General features: G+C 36.0%; 15 protein-coding genes. All 15 read left to right on the forward strand.

The features are described 5' to 3' along the window. The first annotated feature begins 355 nt into the window (after positions 1-355). The 15 genes from RBQ60_RS07560 (at position 356) to RBQ60_RS07630 (ending at position 18,430) form a co-directional block, all read left to right on the forward strand. Entirely contained in the window at positions 356-937 is a 582-nt protein-coding gene (locus tag RBQ60_RS07560; RefSeq protein WP_162266457.1) for an accessory gene regulator ArgB-like protein, read from the forward strand. 462 nt (positions 938-1,399) lie between these two features. Further along, positions 1,400-1,810: an ECF-type sigma factor gene (locus tag RBQ60_RS07565; RefSeq protein ID WP_066085433.1), complete on the forward strand. Its 411-nt coding sequence runs from the start codon at positions 1,400-1,402 to the stop codon at positions 1,808-1,810. A gap of 695 nt (positions 1,811-2,505) precedes the next feature. After that, positions 2,506-2,757 carry a DUF6870 family protein gene (locus tag RBQ60_RS07570; protein WP_066085203.1) on the forward strand — a complete coding sequence of 84 codons (252 nt, stop codon included), beginning with the start codon at positions 2,506-2,508 and terminating at the stop codon, positions 2,755-2,757. A 194-nt stretch (positions 2,758-2,951) separates the two neighbouring features. Continuing rightward, positions 2,952-4,613: a recombinase family protein gene (locus RBQ60_RS07575; protein ID WP_307885894.1), complete on the forward strand. Its 1,662-nt coding sequence runs from the start codon at positions 2,952-2,954 to the stop codon at positions 4,611-4,613. 1 nt (position 4,614) lies between these two features. Beyond that, positions 4,615-6,294 carry a recombinase family protein gene (locus tag RBQ60_RS07580; RefSeq protein WP_066085442.1) on the forward strand — a complete coding sequence of 560 codons (1,680 nt, stop codon included), beginning with the start codon at positions 4,615-4,617 and terminating at the stop codon, positions 6,292-6,294. Next, positions 6,294-7,832 carry a recombinase family protein gene (locus RBQ60_RS07585; RefSeq protein WP_066085444.1) on the forward strand — a complete coding sequence of 513 codons (1,539 nt, stop codon included), beginning with the start codon at positions 6,294-6,296 and terminating at the stop codon, positions 7,830-7,832. Before RBQ60_RS07580 ends, RBQ60_RS07585 begins: the two co-directional genes overlap by 1 nt. Positions 7,833-7,891: 59 nt before the next feature. Then, positions 7,892-8,764, forward strand: a complete 873-nt coding sequence (locus tag RBQ60_RS07590) for a recombinase zinc beta ribbon domain-containing protein (RefSeq protein ID WP_307885895.1) — start codon at positions 7,892-7,894, stop codon at positions 8,762-8,764. Positions 8,765-8,988: 224 nt separating this feature from the next. After that, positions 8,989-9,198: a helix-turn-helix domain-containing protein gene (locus RBQ60_RS07595; RefSeq protein WP_307885896.1), complete on the forward strand. Its 210-nt coding sequence runs from the start codon at positions 8,989-8,991 to the stop codon at positions 9,196-9,198. A 15-nt stretch (positions 9,199-9,213) separates the two neighbouring features. Beyond that, positions 9,214-10,404 (forward strand): DNA cytosine methyltransferase, encoded by a 1,191-nt coding sequence (locus RBQ60_RS07600; protein ID WP_307885897.1) that lies wholly within the window; start codon positions 9,214-9,216, stop codon positions 10,402-10,404. After that, entirely contained in the window at positions 10,391-11,125 is a 735-nt protein-coding gene (locus RBQ60_RS07605; protein WP_307885898.1) for a PmeII family type II restriction endonuclease, read from the forward strand. Before RBQ60_RS07600 ends, RBQ60_RS07605 begins: the two co-directional genes overlap by 14 nt. A 22-nt stretch (positions 11,126-11,147) precedes the next feature. Then, positions 11,148-12,053 (forward strand): HamA C-terminal domain-containing protein, encoded by a 906-nt coding sequence (locus RBQ60_RS07610; protein WP_307885899.1) that lies wholly within the window; start codon positions 11,148-11,150, stop codon positions 12,051-12,053. Further along, complete coding sequence (locus RBQ60_RS07615) at positions 12,023-14,323, forward strand: DEAD/DEAH box helicase family protein (RefSeq protein ID WP_307885900.1); 2,301 nt, start codon at positions 12,023-12,025, stop codon at positions 14,321-14,323. The genes RBQ60_RS07610 and RBQ60_RS07615 overlap by 31 nt, the downstream gene beginning before the upstream one ends. 30 nt (positions 14,324-14,353) lie before the next feature. Next, positions 14,354-15,784, forward strand: a complete 1,431-nt coding sequence (locus tag RBQ60_RS07620) for a hypothetical protein (RefSeq protein ID WP_307885901.1) — start codon at positions 14,354-14,356, stop codon at positions 15,782-15,784. Between the two features lie 162 nt (positions 15,785-15,946). Continuing rightward, entirely contained in the window at positions 15,947-16,990 is a 1,044-nt protein-coding gene (locus RBQ60_RS07625; RefSeq protein ID WP_307885902.1) for a virulence RhuM family protein, read from the forward strand. A 78-nt stretch (positions 16,991-17,068) separates the two neighbouring features. Further along, the gene (locus tag RBQ60_RS07630) at positions 17,069-18,430 is read left to right on the forward strand and encodes a recombinase family protein (protein WP_307885903.1); all 1,362 of its coding nucleotides are present in this window, start codon (positions 17,069-17,071) and stop codon (positions 18,428-18,430) included. Positions 18,431-18,542: the final 112 nt, after the last annotated feature.

Raw genomic sequence — 18,542 nt, forward strand, 5'->3', positions numbered from 1 at the left:
ATTATATGGTATTGCATATTCAGTTGTCATTGATTATTTATTCAAATACAGAAGTAAATAAAAATTTTTAGAAAAACATCTCTCTTTAAGTGTTTATTAATGTGAAGGGAGATTTGAACCTCCATATTACCATCTTTTTTAAATTCATTGCAGCAAATTTAAGCCTTACCCAGTTGGTGATGAATAGTAAAAAAATATATATACTAAATGCAATAAACAGGGGGTGATACGATGGGTAAATGGAATCTGTATAGATGGAGCAATGTAATTACAGCATTCGCCGTAATTATGACAACATGGAGTGCAAATTGGATGCAGCAAAAATCCTTCGTAAATTCTAATGTTTAAGAAGCAAATGGAAAAACTTACAAATGCACTGATTAAAAATGGTGCAAGCAAAGCAGAGAATAAGGAAATTATTGTCTATGGCTTATGCTCTGCTATAGAAATTGGGTTCAATATCATCACTACTCTGGTATTGGGTTTTTTATTTGGACTGGTTCTAGAAGGAATTATATTTCTAATTTCATATGCATTTCTTCGTACATACGTAGGCGGGTATCATTGCGAGAAAGCAATAAATTGTTATTTTATGTCTTGCGGAATTATAGCATTGGTATTGGCAGCAGTGGAATTTACACCAGGGGAAAATACAAAGCTTATTAGTATAGGAATATTGGCTATATCTGTACCATTTATTTTAAAGGTTGCACCTGTAGAGTCAACACATAAGCCACTTGATTCAGCAGAACGAAAATATTACCGTAAAAAAACCATAATTCATTTAATGATTGAATGTTTTACCATTATTGTTTTATTTCTAGTAGGGATATACAACGTTGCCTATGTGATTTGCCTATGTATTATGATAACAGCGCTATTAGTATTTTTTCAGATGATTCAAATGTTTCTGAAGAATAATAGAAATAATAGCTGAACGAAATCAGTAAGTTTTTATACGGCGAAAAATTAAGAAGATTGGATATTACAGAGATCATAAGAGGTAAAGAATTAATTATAGATATATATTTATCTTAGCTTTTCATAGTGTAAATTATAATTTCTTATATTTCCCATATGAAAATGCAGTTCCGGTACTTGAAAAACTCAAGTTGTTGGCACTGCTTTTTTATTGCGATTTCTGGATAATATGAGGAATTATGACAGCCATCTTAGGATGACCGCCCTCGGCAGGAATAGCTCCTTTCAGGAGGTATTCTTATGTTACACATAAATTATATTCAAACACAACTTGATATATTTTTACAAGACGCCATGACTTTCCATGAAAAAGTTAGAGCGTCTTTTTTTATTTGGGTGGTAGAGCCAATCTTGTGTTGTCGTTCCCCTCCTATTTTGAATTTGTCCCTAATAAATTCAAAATAATGGAGGAAAAGATATGTCATTTTATGTAACGATAACAAACTCCCAGGGGGAGGAAATCAGGGTTAAGGTTTCTTTTGAAATATTTGAACTTTTTGATGAAGAAAGAAAAGAGATTGAGCGTTTACGCAAAGAGAAAGAAAGACACGCATCTGATGAAGATGTGGAAAGTGATATTGCTGGATATTTACATAGCCTTCGCACAACATCCTTAGAAGATCGAGCTATGCAAAGGCAAGAATTGAAATCCGCTGTTGATGTGATTAAAAACTGCACACCTGTTCAGCAAAGAAGATTTTATTTCAATCGTATTTTGGGGTATACCTTTACAGAGATTGCGGCAAAAGAACATTGCTCGGAAAGAGCAGTAAAGTATTCAGTTGATACTGTAATCAAAAAACTAGAGGGATTAAAAAATTCTTTATAAAACATACTTCAAAACGGCGCTACTTCTGTCCTATATAGTAGAGGGGTAAATTTACTAAGGTTTGTTCTCTCGTTGCAGCTTGAAAATTGAATATCGGTATAGAAGTTTTTGCTTTACTTGTGTGAGCACTGAAGTAAGACCGTCAAGACCCCCTGCAAGGCGTTTCACTTTGTAAACAAGATAACATCAAAGGGTACGAGCGATAAGTCTATGGACTTCTAAAAACAGTGGTTCTGTGTAATATGCCAAGACCTCAAGTAAAGCAAAACATCAATCCGTGTCCAACGGTAAAAGGGATATTCTGCGAATATGGTGGACAGCTTAGTCACCTGTCATAACACCTATCGGCGGAATAATGCAGCCTACATCATCACTTGTGATGAATAAACCTGTAAGCTAACTTCTATACTCCAGTATCGGGGGCGAGCAGTAGGATAATCATTCAGTACTTTTGCTTTTCGCAAAAGCCACCTTCCGTGGTCTGAATTCTTTCAGATACCCATTATCCGAAAATACGATACAGCTTGAATAAAAAACGTACTACAAAAGGCAGTTAATGTTATTTTTGAATAAACACAAATATTCTGCCTTTTGTATATGGTGAGATGCAAGACTTGCCCCCACAAGTGAAGAACTTCTTGTGGGGCATAGTGTTGTATTTCATAAGAAACAAAAAAGATTTGGAGGTTATAAATATGAATTGCATTGATTTTGAAGCTATGAAAAAAGTAGATGTAAGAACTGTTGACCGTTCTACGCTTAAAGATATTAACGATGTTGTTGTGGACACAGCACTTCCCAAGGAAGAACGACTGCGCAGCTTTATTGAGCAAATTGGTAACCCTTATTGCTACAAATGTGGTGATTTGGTAGTAAAGGTATCCTTTGCCGAAAACACATCGACAACTTTAGAGGATAGATTGGAGCATTATCTTGCAACGATGTAATTTTTCAAATGCAATGGAATCATGTTGACTTTATCGCTTTAAAGTGATATCTTTAAAAGCAAATAAGCAAACCTTTGAAAATCCATTGTGAATGTTTTTGGGGAATTACATTTACTCAGTACATTTTCTTTTTGAAAATGTTGATTGCCATGCAATCAACCCGATCTTTTCGGGTACATAATGGAGGTTTCAAAATGGAAAAATTAAATATAGATACAAAATATCGTGCAAGTATCTATCTCCGTCTTTCAAAAGAAGATGGGGATAAAACAGAAAGCGACAGTATCGGCAATCAAAGAGATTTGATTTATCATTTTCTAAAGGATAAGTCGGAAATTCAGGTTGTTTCAGAACGCATTGATGATGGCTATAGCGGTGTCAACTTTGACAGACCTGCTGTTAAGAAAATGATTGAAGATGCTGAAAATGGTGTTATTAACTGCATAGTGGTAAAGGATTTATCACGCTTTGGTCGTAACTTTGTGGAAGTAGGAAAATATATAGACCAAGTGTTTCCAGCTTTGGGTATCAGAGTGATATCTATCAATGAAAACTTTGATAGTATCAACGGTCGAAGCCAAAGTGATAATATTTTACTGCCTTTTCTCAGTTTGATAAACGATGCTTACTTGCGTGATATTTCCATAAAGGTTCGGAGCCAGTTGGAAATCAAACGCAAAAAGGGCGATTTCATTGGCTCTTTTGCTGTTTATGGGTATTTTAAGCACCCCGAAGATAGACATAAACTTGTGATAGATGACTATGCCGCTGATATTGTCCGTGATATTTTCAAATGGAAAATCGAGGGTCAAAGTCAGCAGAGAATAGCTGACAAGCTGAATGAACTGGATGTTCTGTCCCCTATGGAATATAAAAAATTCTGTGGTATGGAATATCAAACAAGTTTTCAAATCAATGCAAAAGCAAAATGGTCGGCTGTGGCTATTGGGCGCATACTGAAAAATGAATTTTATGTAGGCACACTGGTGCAGGGCAAACGCACCACCCCCAATCATAAGGTGAAAAAGACGGTAACAAAGCCAAGTGATGAATGGATAAGGATTGAAAATAATCATGAACCTATTATCACAAACGAGGAATTTGTCATAGTTAATGAACTCTTAAATCGTGATACAAGGGTTGCTCCAAACAAAACCGAGGTGTATACCTTTTCGGGACTTCTCTACTGTGCTGATTGTGGCAATCAGCTTATTCGCAGCAGTGTGTGCAAGAATGGAAAAACCTATTTTTACTATATGTGTGGCAAAAATAGGACTACCAAGAAATGTACAAGCCATCGTATCAGTGATACAGCCATTACCGATGGAGTTTTGGTTGCGTTAAGACAACACATTGCAAACATTGTAGAGATGGAAAGAATATTAAAATATATTGATACTCTGCCTTACAAAAGCGTTAATGTAAAGAAATTGAATGTTCAAATTATCAGCAAGGAAGATGAGGTAACACGATATGAGCATTTAAAAACAGCTCTATTTGAAAATCTTTCTGATGGTATCCTGGATAAAAACGAGTATCTTCGTTTGAAATCGGTTTATGATGAAAAGCAACAATCCGCAGAATGTGCGATTACAAATTTAAAGCAAGAAATTGATAAGCTGGTGCTAAATCGTACCCAGGAAACCTTATGGATAGAGAAATTCAAGCTCTACCAAAATATTGACGCTATTGACCGAAAAATAGCCGTCAACCTCATTGATAAAATAACGGTATATGACGATAAAAGGCTTGAAATTAGATTTAAATATCAATACAATTTTGACCTTGCTCTTTCTTTCATTCAAAGTATGGAAAAACAAATATCGCCCCGGAATAAAGTGAAGGAGGCGGTATAATATGGCACGAGTAAGTAGAAAAAACAAGGCTCAAACGATCTTGGAACCAATAGAACACGTTTACAGTACAGCAATTTATATCCGCCTTTCTATAGAGGATAGTGGTACAAATAGCAGTGAAACCATTGAAACACAGCAATATATGGTGGAGCAGTTTGTCAATGCTCAACAGGATATGAAACTGTATTCCATTTATAAAGATAATGGTTTTACAGGCACAAACTTTCAAAGACCAGCCTTTGAGCAGATGATGGACGATGTGAGAGATCGAAGGGTAGATTGTATCGTAGTGAAGGATTTATCTCGTTTTGGCAGAAACTACATTGAAACAGGCTATTATCTTGAAAAGATATTTCCGTTTTTGAATGTACGCTTTGTTGCCATGACTGATAATTACGATACCCTGAAGAATAGCAGCAGTGATGATATGGTTGCTTCCCTTAAAAATATTGTTAATAGCTTAGTCGCAAAGGATATATCTCATAAGTCGGCCACTGTTCTTCACCAGAAACAGAAAAATGGCGAGTATATCGGAGCCTTTGCGCCCTATGGTTATATGAAAAATCCAGATAAGAAAAACCATTTAATTATTGATCCTGTAACAGCGCCTATCGTAAAGGAAATTTTCAAGTGGAAAATTGAAGGCATTGGTTATATTTTAATTGCAAGAAAACTAAATGAAATGGGTATTCCCTCGCCATCGGTATATAATTACCAAAACGCTAGATACAAGGCAAAGAAAATTCCAACGGGAAAAGCTACGATGTGGCAGGGACAAATGGTAAAGCAAATTATAAATAACTTTACTTATACAGGAAATGTGACGCAGGGCAAAACAGTGGAATCCCTTTGCAATGGCTTACCCCTTACCAAGAAAGATAAAAAACAGTATGTAGTGGTGTATGGTACGCACGAGGCGATTATTGATGAAGAAACATTTCAAAAATTAGAAAATACGATTGATGAGGTTGCCAAAAAGCGGAAGGCGAACAGCGAGAAATATCCTTTTACAGAAAATATTTTTAAAGGGAAGGTGTTTTGCGCTGATTGTGGGCAAAAAATGATACGTTATAAAAGTGCAAAAAAATTTGCTAAGACACGCTACGTCTTTCTTTGTAATCAATATGCACACAATTTACAGCTATCTAAATGCAGCAAAAAATGCTTGGGTGAGCCAGAACTTATCGATGTCATTCTTTCAAGTTTGAGAGCACAAGTAGAGTTGACTTTTTCATTGGAAGATAAATTGAAAAAGCTGAAAAGTACAAAAAAATACATAGCAAAACAGAAAAAAATCAAAACCGATTTAGTAAATACGGAAAAGCTGATTACTAAAAATTTGCTGTTATGTTCAGCACTTTTTGAAAATTACACCGACGGGACCATAGACCTAGTAGAGTACAATCGCTTGAAGTCCAATTATCTAAAACAGGCTGAGGAACTGGAAGAAGCCAAAAAAAGCTTGCTAAAAGCACAAGTTTTAGATGGAAAAATATTATCCCCACAAAATGAGTGGATCAAGGCTTTTAGAGGGCAAAAGGATACCACAGTATTAAGTCGTGAATTTATTGAGCTGATGATTGATAAAATCATTGTTAGTGGATATAACGATGTAGAAATCATATGGAAATTTGCTGATGAATTAGCGATTCTCACTGAGTTTGTGGGAGGTGCTGCATAATGAAAACCATTGCGATATATCTCAGGCTATCAAATGAAGATATAAACGAAGGGGAAAGTAATAGCATTTCCAATCAAAGGGATTTACTTAAAAACTACATATCATCAAAAAAAGACCTGCAAGACTATGAGATTTTGGAATTTATTGATGATGGATACAGCGGAGCAACTTTTGACCGCCCTGCACTGAATAAACTGCTTAAGCTGACTGGCAAAACGATTGAGGTTGTAATGGTCAAGGACTTTTCAAGATTTGGCAGGAACCTTATTGAAGTTGGAAATTATATTGATCAAGTATTTCCCTTTTTAGGCGTGCGATTTATTGCAGTCAATGAAGATTACGACAGTAAAGACTATAAAGGTAGTACCGCAAGCATTGATGTAGGGCTAAAGGCTCTGATTTATGAAATGTATAGTCGAGATATTTCCCGGAAAATACGAGCAGTGCAGAAATCTAAGTTTCAAAAAGGTGAATATCTTTGTGCTTTACCTTTGTTTGGTTATATGCGTTCGGAAATCGAGAAAAACAAGTTAATACAAAACCCTGAAACTGCGCCTATTGTGAAACGCATATTTAAGCTTGCTTGTGAAGGCAAAACTCCGACGCAAATAGCTGTGATTTTTAATGCCGAAGGTGTCCCTTCTCCTTATATGTATCATAAAGAAAAAGGTACAGACAAAATGAGAGGGTGGAAATTAAGCAGTGAAAACACTATTTGGACGAATGTCATTGTTCATCGTTACCTTAAAGATGAGCGTTATACAGGTAAACTAATAAGCCGCAAACGAACAAAAATTGATATTAACACTAAGAAAACAATGCAAATCCCCAGAAGTGAATGGATAATCTGTGAAGATGCACATGAGGCAATTGTTTCAAGAGATGTATGGAAGCAAGCACAGCTAGTTATGAGGCCATATATACCAAAGCCATATACCATCGCTGACTACAACCTGTTTAAAGGATTATTAAAATGTGAGCATTGTGGCCGAACGCTTACTTTTTTCAAAAACAAAAAAGAACCTTGTTATCGTTGCGCAACAAGAAGGTTTGTTACTTTTTGTGAGTGTAAAGATGTTCGTATCAATGAGCAACAGTTAAAGGATTTTGTGCTATATGAAATTCAAAGAAAAATTAGATTGTTTGTTTTTCAGGATATGAATAAAGGCAGAATTCAAAACAATAGTTATGAAGTTGAAATCGAACATATTGAAAGGCAGATAAAACAGCTTGATTGTAAAAAGACTTCACTCTTTGAGCGTTTGGCAGATGGCAAGTTGTCAAAAGAAGATTTCAAAGAAAAAACGGCGGAGTTATCTCAAAAAAAAACAGATTTTGAACATGAGAAAACAGCGTTACTTCAAAAACTAAATGCAACTTATGTAGTTAAGGATAGTACAACAAAAGATTTGGGCAAATATGCAGGAGTGCAGGAACTTACCCAACAGCTTGTAGCAGAGTTGATTCAAACAATAAAGGTTTTTCCCGATAATAGCCTTGAAATTGTTTGGAACTTTAAAAACTGTATAAAAGATTAGATTATTTTTTTATGTATGTCTTGACACAAGCTAACGAGAAGCTGTGTGGGGATGCCTGTATGCAGAAAACCTATACCGTAGATTTTCTCACTAAGAAGAAGGTCAAAAATGATGGCTATGTCAGACAATATTATATCGAAGATAATCATGAAGCCATCATACCAAAAGAGCTGTTCCATCAGGTGCAGGAGGAAAAGCTTCGCAGAGCCTCCCTGAATAAAGCGGCGGTAACCCGAAAGAAAAACAAAGAAGAAAAAGAAAAAAGCAAATACAGCTCCAAATACATACTGACCGACCTAATGGTCTGCGCGGAATGTGGACACGCCTACCGCAGGCAGATATGGAGTAAATACGGTGAAAAGTCAGCAGTGTGGCGATGCGAGGACAGGCTCAAGCAAGGCAAAAAATCAAGGTGTCAAAACTCGCCTACCCTGAAAGAGGAACAGCTCCATGATGCCATCATGACAGCTATAAACAGTGTGGTGGAAAATACAGGCGAATTTATAGGCACCTTCCGAGAAAACGTCATCAGAGTAATCGGTAGCTACAGCACCCAAGGTGTTACAACGGAATATGATGAGCAGATAGAACAGCTACAGCAGCAAATGCTGGTACTCATAGAGAATAACGCAAAGCAAGGAGCTGTCAGCGAGGATTTTGATGCAGAATATAAGCAGCTATCCGAGCAGATCAATGAGCTGAAAACAGCGAGAATCCAAATGGTGCAGGCGCAGAAACAGGCAGAAAGCTATAAAGAGCGTGTGGATCAGTTGGATAAGGCAATCACCACGGTAAACCCACAGGTGCGAGAGTTCGACCAAGACCTTGTAAAACGGCTGATATCCTCCATCAGAGTGCATAAGAGCATGAAACTGGAGATACAATTTCACTCAGGGATTGTGGTGAAACAGGAAGTAGACTACTATGAATAGGCAGTAAAATAGGAGTGGGGCGTGTTCCCCGCTCCTATGATGGAACTGCTAAGACTAAAGCCTTCGGTGATTGCCGAGGGTTTTATTGTTGGCAGTAGAAATAAAAAATTTAATAAAAAGTGCCGTATCCATCTATATATAACAGGGACTGTATTGACAATATAAACTTTGAAGTTTATAATTAAAATGGTTAATTTTATAGATACAGATAGGGTGGTAAGCAAATGACATTGTCGGAACAAATAAAGGTTTTATGTGTTCGTTCAAATATAAGTGTGGCGGAGCTGGCAAGAAGAGTTGGCACATCTCCCCAGAATTTTAATGCAAAGTTAAAAAGAGAAAGCTTTACCGTAGGAGATTTAGAACAAATCGCCTACGCTGTTTCATGTAAATTTGAAAGAAAGTTCGTCATGGATAATGGCGATGAAATATAAGGAGGAGCAAATATAATGGAATATGAGAGATACTCCTCTAATCGGGATGTGATTTCCCTGTTCTCCGGTGCAATGGGACTTGATATTGGTCTTACTCAAGCCGGATTAACCGTAAAGGTGGGACAGGATTTTGAAAAATCTTGTGTCGAAACGATGCGAGCAAACGGGCACAATGTTGTGCCGGGTAATATACAAGAAATAGAACCGCAGCAACTTTTAGATATGGCTGAACTTTCTGTAGGTGAGCCATTTCTTATTTGTGGTGGTCCTCCCTGCCAGCCATTTTCCACAGCTGGAAAGCGACTGGGAATCAACGACCCTAGAGGTAGCTTGTTTATGGATTTCATTAGAATGATAAGCTATATTCGACCACGGTTCTTTGTTATGGAAAATGTAAAAGGCATTATGTCAGCACCTTTAAAACATACGCCTATTGCCGACAGAGATAAAGATAACATGGAGTATGAAAACCAGCTTGGTACAGTGCTTGATGTTGTGCTAAGTGAATTTAATAAATTGGGATATAAAACTGTTTACGGTGTCCTAGATGCTGTTAATTATGGAGTACCGCAGTTCAGAGAAAGATTTGTACTCATTGGAAGTCGTGATCATGAAGAAATCTATTTGCCTATGCCGTCACATTTCCAGATGCATCAAAATAAAGATTTACGTTGGAACACACTGTATGATGCTATCGGAGATTTAGAAAATGATTATGGCGAATGCACTTCCTTCAGCGAAGAACGTATGCAGTATTTGAAGATGGTACCCCAGGGCGGCAACTGGCGTAGCTTGCCGGAAGAAGCAATTAAAGCTGCTATGGGTGGAGCGTATGAATCTGGCGGAGGTAAAGTGGGATTTTATCGCCGACTGGATTATAAACAGCCTGCACCTACCTTGGTTACTTCACCGGTGCAAAAGGCATCTATGCTATGCCATCCTACGCAAAATCGTCCATTAAGCGTAAAAGAATATGCTAGGATACAGCAGTTCCCTGATGACTGGATATTCAAAGGTACGACTGTTGCAAAGTATAGACAAATTGGCAATGCTGTACCGGTTGGGCTTGCAAGAGCCTTGGGACAGACATTACTATCCGTTGCAAATAATGACGCAACAATAAAGACAAAACGAGTTCGAGGGACTGATGTCCATAACAGAATAAAAAATGCTATAGAAATGGGGTACAATTATGGCGATAAATGAAACTTATAACGAAGAAGAAATTGTTCAAGCTATTGCGGTAGCTTTAGATAACTTCTACACCAGCCTTATTTCCAAGGTTGATGCGTTGAATATAAAGAAAGTTTTAAAAAGAAAGAATCCCTATCTTTTCCGTGCAAAAGCAATGAATGGTGCTTCTCAAATTGTTGAAGCGATCTTAGCGGCATTTGTTTCTTCTTCGGAGGAAACAATATTCGGAAATGTGTTTTTCGAGCCAATTGCAACGGCCGCAGCCCAAGGCCAAAAGGCTTTGGCTGAAGGTGTGGATATTATGGTTGAAAGAGATAACACCATCTATGCAATTGCTGTAAAATCAGGCACCAGCGTATTTAATGCAGACAGCCGTAAAAAACAAGAACAAAACTTTATGGCTGCCAGCAAACTGGCACAACAGGCTAAGAAACGCTTTGTTCCGATTATCGGATATGGTTATGGAAAGAAGAAAACGACAAATCGTGGCTTGCCTAAATTCTATGAAGAGTTAGCTGGCAAGGACTTTTGGACAGAACTTACGGGTGATGAGGAGTTCTACATAAAACTTATTCGCTTTATGGCAGAGCTTCCCGAGAAGTATGTTGCTGATTTTGATGAATCCTATCAAAAGGCTGCAAACCGTTTGGTAAAGGAATTTACAAATGAGTTTTGCAATGAGGACGGCAGCATTGATTGGGAGAAACTTGTAGAGTTTAATTCGGGAAATTAATTGACATTAAGGTGGATTTGGTATGAGAGATACATTGAAGCAAGTAGTTAAAAACACTATATGTATTGAATGTAAATTACCACACGATGAAAGTGGGGTTAATAAGTCATGCCTTTCTACAAACAACGACATCTGCTTTAAAAATGAAAATAGCGAGGATTTAGCCAAAGTAATATATAATGGAATAGTTGAATTTGCTGTAAACCAATATGACATCGATTACGACAATCTAGCTCTTGAGCAAAGAAAGGTCATTCTGCGTCGCATGCGTTATGATCCCTCTGCAAGCAAAACCGCTAAAATAAGGTATGGTTTTTATGGAGAAGTTCTACTTGATTTGATATTAAGATGTTTTTTGAACACCAATGTTATTCTAGCGAGAGGATATTTGTATTCACCTATAGAAAATAGTGAAGTTAAAGGATTTGATGCATTTCATATAGTCGAGAATAAAGAAAAACTTGATTTATGGCTGGGAGAAGCAAAGTTCTATGTTGATTTTAAAAAGCCTATAACGGATGTTTTAGCGAAGATAAAAACTTCTTTATCTGATGATTATGTACATACCAACCTTTTAGCACTTATTGATTGGCAGGATAGATTTACTACATCAAGCACAAGATTAAAATCTATTCTTGATATGTGGGAGGAAAACCCGGAAATTAATTTAGCTCAACAAATGACAGAACATCAGATTAGATTAACATACCCTGTATTTATAGCTTATCAACAAAAACAGTCAGATGAGTTTCATGCAAGCATAAAAAAGTGTATTGAACATATTGATTCTGAGTTTAAAAGATTAAATGTCACAATACCGGGGAGTTTTGAGCATCGTTTGTTTTTTATTTTTCTTCCTTTATCAGAGGTTAAGAAGATTAAGGAGAGTGTGGTTGAATGGATAGACTCACAAGAACCTCTAATATAATTAAATCATACTATCACTATAAAAGAACAAATGACGCTGCTTTGTTTGTAAAAGAAGTGTGCCGTTTTTTTGATTATATAAAAGATGAGAAATTGTCTGATGGTGATTTAAATTTTCTTTTATTTCTAGCGAATGAAGCAGGTATTCCACAATATTACGATTTGTTGCAAAACAAATATACTAGTGAGGTTATTTCTGAAGAAAATATCAATTTGTTGTCTTTAAGTGCTCTGTTTTATGATGCGAGCCTAGTGCAAGGTGATAATAAACTACACAGATATCAGAAGCAGGTATTGGACAGTTTTTCGGATAACAAACGTAATCGCTTTGTTCTTACTGCTCCGACTTCGTTCGGAAAAACTTTTTTAGTCTATGAAATAGTAAGAAAAATGGAGTATGACAATGTATTATTGATTTTCCCATCTATTAGTTTGCTGTCAGAAAATTATTCTAAGCTTAGGAATTCATCAGTTTTTAAGGAATATAAAATACACTCACTGAGCGAAGAAGAATACAATTCTAAAGAGAAAAATGTATTTATTTTTACCCCAGAGAGATACCTTTCATTCATGGACAAAAATTTAAAATTAAAGTTTGATTTTTCTTTTATAGATGAGGTGTATAAGATTGACAACAGCTTTATAATGGATCAAGAAACTACTGGAGAAAATGAACGTGATACTGCATATAGGCTGGCTTTAGAATTTATTTGTGTTGTATCCAAGGATATGCTTTTGGCGGGACCATATATGTCCTTGCCGGACTTAAAAAGCAATACAACTGCATCTTTTATAAATTTTGCTAATGACAATGGTTTTAAATTTTTAAAATACAATCAATTTGAGATTGTAGAAAAAACGTATCAAACTATTAAAAATCAGCGAGAGTACATTATTGGCAATACAAATATAGCCATCGGATCAATTAAGAAGGCTGAAAAGATATCTAGAATCATAGAGTCAATTAGTTCATCCATAGAGAACACAATTATTTATTGCGGAAGAAAAACTAAAACTGAAGAATACTCAAAGCTATTACTAGAGAACCAGAGACTAATCTCAGTATTTCAACAACGATGTGAGGCAAATACACCTGATGTATATTATATATTCCTTGAACATTTAGAAAACACATTTGGCTCAGATTGGGTTGTATTAAAAGCTTTAAAAGCAAGAATCGGCATTCACCATAGTTTAGTCCCTAAATATATTCAAAAAGAAATTATAAGCTTATTTAATAGTGGTGCGTTGATATGTCTTTTTTCTACTACAACAATAACTGAAGGGGTTAATACTACTGCAAAGAATATAATCATTACCTCTAACAAAAAAGGGATAAAACCTTTAAAACAGTTTGATGCTAAAAATATAGCTGGACGAGCTGGAAGATTCGGACAACATTACTTAGGCAGAGTTGTTGATTTAGACAACGACTTCAAAGAAATTGCAGATGGAAATCAAGAAAATATCGCACATAAAAATTATGATAAAGATTCACCAAAAACAGATATAGATTATCAAATAACAAAAGAAAAATATTTATCTGAACAAGATAAGAAAGAAAAGGATTTTATACAGAAGCAAATTGATAAACTTGGAATTCCACCAGAAGTGTTTAATTCATTTAGAGTGGTTGGGCCAAAGGATAAGCTTATACTATATTCTAAAATTATGAACCTGAGTCCATCTCAACTTATGGAGATTAAAAATGTTTCTGTAACTTTGGCAAGAAGCAATGTAAGTAGTTTGGATTGGAAAGGGTTCCAGCTTATTATGAACATAGTGGATCCAATAGTGAAAGAAGATAAGCTTAAAAATTTAATTGAATGCAAAACAGGCGATACTCAAACATATTCATTGATTACTGTTTTATTAAATTCATATCTTGATGGCGGCTTTTTGTCAATGGTGAAATATTATACTGACAGAAAAAACTCACCCAAAACTAAGGACGAAGCTATTCGTACTGTTGCAGACTATGTATATAATGTTTTTAAATATCATTTAGTAAAATATTTAGGAGTTTTTGATATTTTCTATCGATATAGAATTTCCACAATGCAAAATAAAGAAATTGATGAAATTTCAGGTTTAGGATTATTGTTACAAAAGCTCGAATACAATGCACTTAATCCTAAGGCAAGAAGAATAAGCGATTTTGGTGTTCCATTCAAAGTCGTGAAATATTATGATAGCGATGGAAGAGGAAAAAAGAGTTTTGATAAGTATGAGGAATATGTAGATGCAAGTATACAATCATTATTAGATTAGACTTTATTGATATAAATTATAGGAGGCCGTATGGAAAACGCATTAACGATTCGTGATAATCCCACTGAAATTGCTAATATTATAGAAACTTCAAACAATATGCATTTATCAGTATTGGAGGCAATTGGTTTGCCTACAGAAAATATTTTATCTTCAATTGATGAAAGGAAAGTAGCGATTAGAAATTTGCCGTATGTGATAGAAAAAATGAACACACCACTATTGAGTGATGCGTATTATCTTTCTAAGTTTTTTGTGGCTGTAGCAACTGGATTATTTGATGCTGCGCTAAATTATCTATGGGATGAAACAATCAAACAACTTAGAATTCGTATAATCAACGGAGATATTAAGTATTTTTATGATGTGGTAATATCGGATGATAGAAGAAAAAATTTTTCGTCTCCAGAGGACTTGCTAAAGTTAGATGATTTTGATTTAATCAAAGGTGCATTGCAAATAGACTTGATTTCGCAGATAGGTTATAAGCATTTAGATTATATTCGCTTTATGCGTAATTGGGCCAGTGCAGCACATCCAAATCAAGCGGAATTAACCGGGTTAAACTTGATATCATGGTTAGAGATATGTATCAAAGAGGTTATTGCTACACCTCCTTCAAATATACAAGTAAGAATAAATCAATTACTTACGAATATTAAATCTGAAGTAATCGATGAAGAACAGGCAGAAACAATAACCATATTTTTCACGGAACTTAGTAATGATAAAGCCGATGCTTTAGCCAAAGGCTTTTTTGGTATATATATAGATCACAATACTACTCAGCAAACGAGAACAAATATAAACAATCTTGCACCTGCTTTATGGCAAGTTATTTCGGAAGAAATCAAATCCGACTTTGGAATAAGATATGCTACTTATGTAGCGAATGGAGATAATCAGACTAAAAATGAAGCTAAAAGGTTTTTGGAAATTGTTGACGGATTATCATATTTGCCTGATTCTGTAAAGGTTCCTCAAATAAAGTCAGCAATAGATAATTTAATGGTTGCTCACAATAATTTGAACAATTTTTACAACGAACCATCGTTTGCCAGACAGTTGCGTAGTGTTATTGGCACGCATGGTACAGTACCCGCGCAATTAAATTATCCGTATGTAAAAGTTCTTATTTCTGTATTTCTAACAAATGGTAATGGCGTGGCATGGTCGGCAGAGCCAATTTACATCGAACTAATAAAGGGTTTTAACCCTAAACAGGCATTTATAGCATTGACTTCATTTATAGATGACGGAATAAAAAGTAAACTCCAGTTTTCCTTATGCAGACAGAAGTATGAAGAGCTACTTGGCTATATTCAGCCAAATATCACCTCCGATGGTGTATTATCTTTGCTAGATGAGATAAAGCCACGAATTAGAAATTTATCAAATATTACAAACAATGATAAGCTAATTCAAAAAATATCTTTTTTCAATAAGAATTATTTAGGATAGTTTATTTATGCTATTTTCCTTTAAGTTGTATATCAAATGCCAGAACAAAAGAAAATCACAATTATTACACCAAATCCATCAGCAAATTTGCAGTACATGGCATTGATTTTACGAACAAGAAAAGAACATAAAGGATAGAAAATTACAGATTGGAGGTGCACCATGCAAAAAAAGAAAAACGAAATAACTATTCATAGTTCTGCAGCGGAATACCTGACTTATGTAGCTGCGGTTGGTGATGCCGCTAATAGCATAGAAATGCGCTATGAAGATGAAAATATATGGCTGACACAAAAAATGATAGCACAGTTGTATGATGTAAGTTTACCGACTGTCAATGAACACATTAAAAAGATTTACGACGATGGAGAACTTATGGAGGAAGCAACTATTCGGAAATTCCGAATAGTTCAAACGGAGGGCTCACGACAGGTAAATCGTGAGGTCATCCATTATAATCTTCAGCTGATTATTGCTGTTGGATTCAAGGTAAATAATGACCGAGCTGTGCGTTTTCGTAAATGGTCAGGTCAAATTGTAAAGGACTATACCATTCAAGGTTGGACAATGGATAAAGAACGGCTGAAAAAAGGCCATATGTTCACAGATGAATATTTTGAGCGTCAGTTACAGAATATCCGTGAGATTCGCCTATCGGAGCGAAAGTTCTATCAAAAAATTACTGACCTTTATTCTACAGCGTTTGACTATGATAAGGATGCAAAAACGACTCGCAAATTCTTTCAGACAGTACAGAATAAGATGCATTGGGCTGTTCACAGACATACAGCTGCAGAACTGATTGTAGAGCGTGCCGATGCAGATAAAGAACATATGGGTCTGACTACATGGGATAAGGCTCCTGACGGAAAAATTGTTAAGGCAGATGTGTCAATTGCCAAAAACTATCTGAACGATAAAGAGATGTCGTATATGGAACGAATTGTATCCTTATATCTTGATTATGCGGAGCTGCAAGCAGAACGTCAAATCCCCATGGGCATGGAGGATTGGGCAAAGCGTCTGGATGGTTTTTTGGAGTTTAACGGAAACGAAATCCTCACAGATGCAGGAAAAATCAGTGCGGAGCAGGCAAAACTTCATGCAGAAACAGAATTTGAAAAATATCGAATTGTTCAGGACACCCTGTTTATGTCTGATTATGATAAGTTTTTGATGGAGCTAGAAGAACAAGCCAAAGAATAACTCATGCAATAAAACTAACATTTCTTCCTTTAAAGTATTTCAGCTATAATAAGCTATATCTTAAAGGAGGTATGATAAATGTCAGAACAAAAGGAAATTACAATTATTCCACCAAATTCAAAGCATGATAGGCATGTGAGAGTGGAGCAAAAGCAACTTAGAGTGGCTGCCTATTGCAGGGTAAGTACACGCTTTGAACAGCAGGAAAACAGCTATGAAGCTCAGGTGAAGTACTATACTGAGAAGATAGCTGCCAATTCCAAGTGGAGCTTTGCAGGCATATTTGCTGATCAAGGCAAGCCGGCAACCAGCATCAAAGAAAGGGATAGCTTCAACGATATGATTGCAGACTGTTACGCCGACAAAATTGATATGATTCTTACAAAATCCATCAGCAGATTTGCAAGGAATACCGTTGATTTTTTAAGAATCATTCGTGAGCTTAAAGAACGGCAAATTCGTATTGTTTTTGAAAAGGAAAACATTGATACCATGGACAGCACTGGCGAATTACTTATCACCATACTAAGCAGTCAGGCCCAAGAAGAAAGTCGTAATCTCAGTGAAAATACCCGTTGGGGCATTGTTAGAAAGTTTGAGCAAGGCATTGTTCAAGTAAATCATATGAAGTTTATGGGCTATACAAAAGATGCCGATGGAAAGCTGATCATAGTGCCGGGGGAAGCGGAGGTTGTCAGAAAGATATTTGATTTGTATTTACAAGGATTAGGGCTTGCTTGCATCGCTAAAGAACTACAGGCACAGGGCATTAAAACTGTTACCGGCTTGGATAAATGGCATCCGGGAACAATTCACAAAATGCTTATTTGCGAAAAGTACATTGGAGATGCTATGCTACAGAAAACATATACAGTTGATTTTCTGACCAAGAAAAAGGTAATGAACGATGGGATAGTAAAGCGATATTACATCAAGAACAATCACGAGCCAATCATTAGCAGAGAGCAGTATGCTCAGGTACAAGAAGAACTGAAAATGCGCAAGAAGCGTGGGCTTAAATACAGTTCTAAATACCCGCTAAGTGGTTTGATTACTTGCGGTGATTGCGAAAGTAGTTATATACGCTGTATATGGCACAATAAGAAAGATGGAAAAATAGCAGTCTGGAGATGTAAGGAAAGGATAAAAACCGGTTCACCAAACTGTAAGATATCTTGCAGTTTGAAAGAAAAGTTGGTGTATGATGTGTTGGTGGATAGCTTATCTTCCCTGCTTGCCGCTGATAAAAGCACTTTATCATCAATGGAGTTACAGGATATTGCCCGAATCAAAAAGGCGTTTATGAATAAGCAAATCACCCCAAAATCCATTGAACAGATTAGGTTAAGCAATATCGTAGCTTCAATTACTGCATTAAATACCAAGCAAATAGAAATTAAGTTCCATTCTGGAATGACATTGGTGAAAGATTTATGCTAACAATTAAATAAATTGTTCAGAATAAAGCCTTCAAAATTATTATCGTTTGAAAGTTTTATTGCGTACAATTTTGACTTTTGATAAAATTGTGCAGGTTCAACGGTCGATTGAG

The organism is Anaerotignum sp. MB30-C6 (assembly GCF_030908465.1).
Taxonomy (GTDB): domain Bacteria; phylum Bacillota; class Clostridia; order Lachnospirales; family Anaerotignaceae; genus Chakrabartyella.